Source organism: Capnocytophaga catalasegens (genome assembly GCF_026005215.1).
In the GTDB taxonomy this organism is placed as follows: domain Bacteria; phylum Bacteroidota; class Bacteroidia; order Flavobacteriales; family Flavobacteriaceae; genus Capnocytophaga; species Capnocytophaga catalasegens.
The window spans coordinates 23,273-29,882 of record NZ_BPMA01000038.1 but is presented as its reverse complement, the minus strand read 5'-3'; the positions used below and the strand labels follow the sequence as shown (position 1 = coordinate 29,882).

Sequence of the window (6,610 nt, the reverse complement as noted above, 5' to 3'; positions counted from 1 at the left end):
AGCTTATTCGTCGTTACTTTGCAGAGCATTTATTTGACAGATTGGTTTTAGCCAATATTACAGCTTATGAGTGATTACGGATATACAAAAAAAATATTACAACAAAAGAAAAAATGAACTATATTTCGGTGCTTTTAGCCGATTTTTATCACAAATACGAAGAATAAAAGTATTAAAAGTTAAAAAAACAAAAGTCTAAATAATATTTATTTTAAATTTTTTCAAAACCTTAAACCTTTTTGAAAACACATTATTTATTGATAATCAATTGATTATATTTTTAATTTGAAAAATATAATCAATTTTATTTGCTTTTTGTTATAAATTTTTATATTTTTGTTCAAAAAAGCAATGGAAGAAATCCAAAAAGAAATTTGTCAAAAATACAATTCTCTTTATTGCCCAATACAGGTAGAAGATAGCGTCATTATAGTGGGTAAAAACTTAACTATACTTCCCATATTTGGCTGTAAAATAATTGATTGGGACAACGCAGGCAAAGAGGTAGAGTATTGGTACATCTCTGTTGGTGAAACCGATGAAAACTCACCCGAGAAAATAATTTCGGTACAAACCTTACAAGAAATATTACCCAAAGTAGTTCCTTACTTGGGTTTAGCAATAGGTTTTAACTTTATTATTGATGAAGAAAATGGCGTTGATATATGGTTTGAAGACTGATTTTCAGTAAAATTCATCGAAAAATAGATTTTGAAATGCTCAAAAATTATAGAAAATACTCAAAAACATATAAGTTATTAACAAAAATTCTATTTTGTTGATAAGTATATTTAAAATCTAGAATATTTAAAAAAAATGAATAAAATACTGTTTTTTCTCAATAAAAAGCACAAAAAAATGATTTTTTGACAAATTATAAATGTATTTGATAGCATTGAAATGTTTATTACTCTGTGGAAAACTATAAAAAAGACCTTTATTTCTTATTAACAATTTTTAAACTTAATTTTTCGTTATATATTTGCACCAGAAATGTTGATATCCAAATCATATATCTAAACATCAATTTATTTCGAGAAAACATCATACAATTTAATAACAAGAAAACAATTAACAAAATGAAAAAATTATTAAAAAAAACAGCCGTATTGTTACTTGTGGCGCCCACCTTGTGGGCAACCTATTCTTGCAACAAGGACAATGATAGTACAAATGATAATCATATCAATGTACAAACAGGTATTACCTCGGGTGTAGGGGTGCCTAATTCTTCGACCAAAGGCACTTATTACTTCGATACTAACACCAAAACTCTTTACAAAAACGAAAATGGTACATGGAAAGTTATTGCTACACTTAAAATGAATGCAGGTGCCAGTTTACTCAATGGAACAGGAGCTCCTGAATTAAATCTTGGGAAAAACGGAGACTATTATGTAGATACAACTCGCTCAATTGTTTTTGTTAAAGAAAATAACGAATGGAAACCTATAGTTTTTCCTTCCGAAGATAGTATTATAACCTTTAAAGATGCTAATTTTAAAGCAAATTTAGTTAAATACTTCGATGCCAACAAAGATGGAGAAATAAGCGTTGGAGAAGCTAAAAAAGTAACCATAATCAATGTTTCGGGGTTGGGAATAGTAGATCTTACAGGAATTGAATGGTTTCATAACTTGCAAGAACTTAACATTAGCAATAACAAAATTACTTCTCTTAATGCAAAAAATTTAACAAATCTTAAAACAATTATTGCTACAGGGAACAATTTTAGAGAACTTGATTTGTCAAGGTCATTTCATTTGTCAGCTACTACCAGAATAGTAAAAGATAATGCAAACCTAAACCATATAAAAGTAAAAGATAAAGATTTGGCAGACCGACTTAATAGAGCTGAAAATACAAACAAATATACTGCAGATGGTGTCGTGGATCAACTCATTGATTTTAAAGATGCGAAGTTTAAAGAATACGTGTTAAGTGTAGGAAGTATTGACCGAAATGGAGATAAAGAGGTCTCTGTAGGGGAAGCAAAAGCTTTTACAGATGCTATTCACCCAGATAATAACAAAGGCATAAGAACCTTGGAAGATATTGTATATTTTAAAAATATCAGCCGTCTGCAAGTAACTGGAGAATATATAAATAGTGTAACAATTGAAGATTTTCCAAATTTAGAATCACTAACTATCGGAAATTGTAGTCTTACACAACTAAAACTCTCTAATGTTCCTAAATTAACAACGCTAAGTTTGAACGGAAACAAATTTACGGCATTCCCACAGGTAGATGCACCCGCTATTACATCTTTGAGTTTAAATAATAACAGCATATTAGTAGATATTACTAATATCAATAGCTTGACCAATATAACAAAATTAGCTTTGTTAGGAAATCCAAAATTACCTGCAACCATTGATTTGACAGGGCTTACAAAACTAATAGCTATTGACGTACAGATAGTACGTACTAGTAATAACACTCAAATACAAACTATTAAAGTTGCTACAAGCAGTTTAGCAAATTTGTTAAATAATGCTGAACAAACAAACAAGTATAAAGCCGATGATGGAGGTAGTTCTTCAGGAGATGTTATAACTATTACTGATAATTCTGTAAAGAGAAAAATTAATGATAAATTAAGAAAACCAACTAATAATAGTTCATTTACAAAAACAGAATTGGCAACAATAACAGAGGTAGATATTTACAACGGAACAGATATTTCTTGGCTTAAACATTTTACAGGACTTATCTCTTTGAAAATGTACGCAAGTATTTCAACCTTAGATATTAGTACCCTTATTAAGTTAAAAACATTAGAACTCGGAGGTAATACACTTACAACAGTCAATACAGGTAATGTTTCAACTCTTACACAGGTAACAATTGCCAGCCCAAATCTTAAAACACTTGATTTGCGTAGAAATGCAAGTTTAAATAAAGTAGATATTAAACAAAATATGAATATCGAAAAAATAATTGTTGCAACCCAAACACTTGCTGATAAGTTCAATAACGAAAATGTTACATATTATCCTAACAAAGATAAATTTACGACAAATTAGAATTAATTGTTTTCATAAATAAGTTAGATGTTTGAAAAATCCGTTCCTTGAGTGAACGGATTTTTTGTATCTTTGCAAAATGAGAAAATAAAAAATTATACAAAATATGGAAAATTGGGCAGAATATATTGGATATTTGGCATCGGTATTTATTGTCGGTGGCTTTATTTTTAAGAACGTACGTACCATACGTTTTTTTAATATGATTGGGTGCTTGTGTTTTGTAACATATGGTTTTTTTCTGACAAGCAAACCCTTGTGGCCTGTTATTGTTCCTAATGGATTGTTAGCACTATTACAGATATATTATTTACTTTTTAAGAAAGATAAATAAAATTATTTGACAAAAAGCTGTATTTTTGCCTATTATTTATTGACTATGAAACGACGAACAATATTCAATTTGTTGCTTTTTGCACTAATTCTTTCATTCTTTGTAACTCCCTTAGGGTATGAAAGCAAAATATTATTACAGCGTATTTTTGCCAAATCGGCAACTATTTTGCCAAAAAACGAGCAATATACGATTGATGAAGATTGGGTACTAAAAGACCGAAATAATGTGCAATTCAATTTTAAACAATCTCAAAAGAAGGTCAAATTTGTCTATTTTTGGTCGTCGTGGCAAGCGATGAGCGTGGCTGACCTAAGCGGAATACAAAAATTGTATAACGATTATCATCAAAAGGTTGATTTTTATATTATTACCAACGAATTACCTGAATTACCCGAAAAGTTGCAACGCGACCGAAAGTACAATTTCAAAATAACATATTTGATTATTGGTGAAAAAATGCCTTTCGACCCTGAGAAAATTCCCTCAGGATATATCATTGACCAGCAAGCGAGGGTAGTGGCTCAAAGTGAAGGAAACGCCCGGTGGAACAGCAATGAAATACGAAAATTATTAGATAATTTACTTACAAAATGATACAAGCACCAAAGCCTCCCTTTAAAAATTTGCTTTTTATTGGAATACTGATGTTGTTGTTTTTTACTCCTTTGGGCAAGTCGCTCAAAGTAGGTGTTTTACGACTTATTAGTATATCTCCTTCTATTGAAAAGGTTGAAAATCAGCAAAAAATAACCGAATATAGTGGAACGATAACCAATGAAAACGGATTGCAAATTCCATTTGAAAACTATAAAAACAAACCCATTATTATTAGTTTTTGGGCTACATGGTGTCCGTCCTGTATTGCCGAAATGCCATCGCTGCAAAAACTCTATAATGATTACAAAAATTCGGTTTCTTTTTTGCTAATAACAAATGACCCGAAAGAAAAAGTACAGGCGTTTATGCAACAAAAAGGCTATAATATGCCTGTTTTTTACAACGAGAATGATTTACCAAGTTTGCTCTATTCCAAAAGCATTCCTGCTACGTTTTTAATTGCTCCGAATGGGAAAATTATAATAAAGAAAATCGGGGTAGCCAACTGGAATAGTGAGCAAGTACGAGCCACTTTAAACAAAATAATTGATTAAAAATGAAGCTATTAATTTTTGTCTGTATTACACTACTATTTTTGAGTTGCAAATCAAAAGTTAAAATGATTTTGCCCACACCTGCGGGAATTTATATTATTTCAGAAAAAGAAAAAACACAACTCCCGACCGATGCAACTATTATGCAAATCCCAATCGCTGATAAACAATATTCAAATGTTTTGGTAATTTATTACGACAAACAAATAGGTACAGATAAATTGCAAAAAGCAGTAAAAAAACAGAAAGCAAAAATAGTTTATTTGTACGAAAATTTTAATGCTATAGCCGTTTACTTTTCCCGAAGAGAAATCTTTGAAAGAAATGGTTAAATATTTTAGTAAAGTAAAAGGTGTGCTTGCCGTTCAGAAGAATGAAATACATCAACTTAATTAGAGAAAATTTATAATAAATATAGTTTTTAAATTTTTACAAAAATGAAATTATTAAAAAATCCGACTATTCGTTTTTGGCTTACACAAGTGGGATTAGCGCTTGTAGTTATTGGGTTACTTATTTTTGGGTTACTGAAATTTTTAAATGTTTGGACTCGGCACGATCAGTTTATTTCGGTTCCCGATTTATCACGTAAAACACTGGCAGAGGTTCAAATTATTTTGGAGAAAGAACAATTGCGATATGAAGTATTAGATTCGGCTACTTACAACCCGAAGTTTCCGAAGTTCTCGGTAATAAGTCAAAGTCCTGAAGCAGGCGAAAAGGTAAAGAAAAATCGGAAAATATATCTAACCTTGAACCCATCAAGCTACCAGAAAGTATCTGTGCCTCGTGTTATTCAGATAACACGTCGTAGTGCCGAGGCAACTATCAAAGCCGTAGGATTGGTTGTGGGTAAAGTTACCTATGTAGACAATATCGGTAAAGATATGGTACTGAAAATGAGTTATAAAGGGAAAGAAGTACACCCTGGTGATTTACTTACAAAAACCTCAGTCGTTGATTTGGAATGTGGCAATGGTATAGACCCAAATCTTCCTGCTTCTATGCAAATACAAACTTCTGAAGAAGAAATTTCCGTAGAATGATACAAGAATTAGACGAAGATTTAGACCGCGATGATGAGTTATACGAACATTATAACTTTAAAGCAGGCAAAGGACAAGACCCCTTACGTGTAGATAAGTTTTTAATGAACTTTGTTGAAAATGCTACTCGAAACAAAATACAACAGGCAGCAAAGCAGGGCAATATTTTTGTTAATGGACAAGCTGTAAAATCAAATCACCGTGTAAAGGCAAATGATGATATCAAAGTTATGTTTGCTCACCCTCCACACGAGTATTTACTCGCAGCTGAGAATATTCCTATTGATATTATTTACGAAGATAACAATCTTTTAGTCATTAACAAACCTGCGGGATTGGTTGTGCATCCTGGTCATGGAAATTACAGCGGGACGCTTATCAATGGGCTAATTTATCACTTTGAAAATTTGCCTAACAATAGCTCTAATCGACCTGGGTTAGTCCATCGAATAGACAAAGATACTAGCGGACTTTTGGTCATTGCCAAAACTGATGAAGCAATGGTGCATCTTTCTAATCAATTTTTTCATAAAACTTCTGAAAGAGAGTATATTGCAATCGTTTGGGGCAATCTTTTGTCTGATGAAGGAACAATAACTGGACATATTGGGCGACATCTCAAAGACCGACTTTTGATGGACGTTTTCCCAGACGGAAGTCACGGGAAAGAAGCCGTTACTCATTACAAAGTTTTGGAACGCTTCGGGTATGTTACCTTGGTTTCTTGTCGATTAGAAACAGGGAGAACACATCAAATCAGAGTTCATTTCAAACATATTGGTCATCCATTATTCAACGACGAGCGCTATGGCGGGAACAAAATATGCAAAGGGACAACCTTTGCAAAATATAAACAATTTGTCGAAAATACATTTAAAATATTGCCTCGTCAAGCTCTTCATGCCAAAACATTAGGTTTTGAACATCCCGTAACTGGTAAATTTCTCCGTTTTGATAGTGAAATACCAACTGATATGCAACAAGCTATCGAAAAATGGCGAAATTATAGTGTAAGTTATTTGGAATGAATACAAATTTTGTATTTTG

At 31.8% G+C, this 6,610-nt stretch carries 8 protein-coding genes; all 8 read left to right on the top strand.

Annotation, left to right across the window (positions count from 1 at the left end):
- The first annotated feature begins 351 nt into the window (after positions 1–351).
- The 8 genes from OO775_RS10455 to OO775_RS10420 all read left to right on the top strand — a co-directional run bounded on the left by OO775_RS10455 (position 352) and on the right by OO775_RS10420 (position 6,591).
- Positions 352–681 carry an immunity protein Imm33 domain-containing protein gene (locus OO775_RS10455; RefSeq protein ID WP_264847048.1) on the top strand — a complete coding sequence of 110 codons (330 nt, stop codon included), beginning with the start codon at positions 352–354 and terminating at the stop codon, positions 679–681.
- Between the two features lie 398 nt (positions 682–1,079).
- Complete coding sequence (locus OO775_RS10450; RefSeq protein WP_264847047.1) at positions 1,080–3,029, top strand: hypothetical protein; 1,950 nt, start codon at positions 1,080–1,082, stop codon at positions 3,027–3,029.
- Between the two features lie 106 nt (positions 3,030–3,135).
- A complete protein-coding gene (locus OO775_RS10445) occupies positions 3,136–3,363 on the top strand; it encodes a uroporphyrinogen decarboxylase (RefSeq protein ID WP_264847046.1) in 228 nt (75 codons plus the stop codon).
- A gap of 45 nt (positions 3,364–3,408) precedes the next feature.
- The gene (locus tag OO775_RS10440; RefSeq protein WP_264847045.1) at positions 3,409–3,960 is read left to right on the top strand and encodes a TlpA family protein disulfide reductase; all 552 of its coding nucleotides are present in this window, start codon (positions 3,409–3,411) and stop codon (positions 3,958–3,960) included.
- Positions 3,957–4,517 (top strand): TlpA family protein disulfide reductase, encoded by a 561-nt coding sequence (locus OO775_RS10435; protein WP_264847043.1) that lies wholly within the window; start codon positions 3,957–3,959, stop codon positions 4,515–4,517. The genes OO775_RS10440 and OO775_RS10435 overlap by 4 nt, the downstream gene beginning before the upstream one ends.
- A gap of 2 nt (positions 4,518–4,519) precedes the next feature.
- Complete coding sequence (locus tag OO775_RS10430) at positions 4,520–4,849, top strand: hypothetical protein (protein ID WP_264847042.1); 330 nt, start codon at positions 4,520–4,522, stop codon at positions 4,847–4,849.
- Between the two features lie 105 nt (positions 4,850–4,954).
- Positions 4,955–5,563 carry a PASTA domain-containing protein gene (locus tag OO775_RS10425; RefSeq protein ID WP_264847041.1) on the top strand — a complete coding sequence of 203 codons (609 nt, stop codon included), beginning with the start codon at positions 4,955–4,957 and terminating at the stop codon, positions 5,561–5,563.
- Entirely contained in the window at positions 5,560–6,591 is a 1,032-nt protein-coding gene (locus OO775_RS10420) for an RluA family pseudouridine synthase (RefSeq protein ID WP_264847040.1), read from the top strand. The genes OO775_RS10425 and OO775_RS10420 overlap by 4 nt, the downstream gene beginning before the upstream one ends.
- Positions 6,592–6,610: the final 19 nt, after the last annotated feature.

Excerpts from the sequence above, each read along its gene's own strand:
- OO775_RS10455 (WP_264847048.1), top strand. The coding sequence starts at position 352 with ATGGAAGAAATCCAAAAAGAAATTTGTCAAAAATACAATTCTCTTTAT.
- OO775_RS10450 (WP_264847047.1), top strand. The coding sequence starts at position 1,080 with ATGAAAAAATTATTAAAAAAAACAGCCGTATTGTTACTTGTGGCGCCC.
- OO775_RS10445 (WP_264847046.1), top strand. The coding sequence starts at position 3,136 with ATGGAAAATTGGGCAGAATATATTGGATATTTGGCATCGGTATTTATT.
- OO775_RS10440 (WP_264847045.1), top strand. The coding sequence starts at position 3,409 with ATGAAACGACGAACAATATTCAATTTGTTGCTTTTTGCACTAATTCTT.
- OO775_RS10435 (WP_264847043.1), top strand. The coding sequence starts at position 3,957 with ATGATACAAGCACCAAAGCCTCCCTTTAAAAATTTGCTTTTTATTGGA.
- OO775_RS10430 (WP_264847042.1), top strand. The coding sequence starts at position 4,520 with ATGAAGCTATTAATTTTTGTCTGTATTACACTACTATTTTTGAGTTGC.
- OO775_RS10425 (WP_264847041.1), top strand. The coding sequence starts at position 4,955 with ATGAAATTATTAAAAAATCCGACTATTCGTTTTTGGCTTACACAAGTG.
- OO775_RS10420 (WP_264847040.1), top strand. The coding sequence starts at position 5,560 with ATGATACAAGAATTAGACGAAGATTTAGACCGCGATGATGAGTTATAC.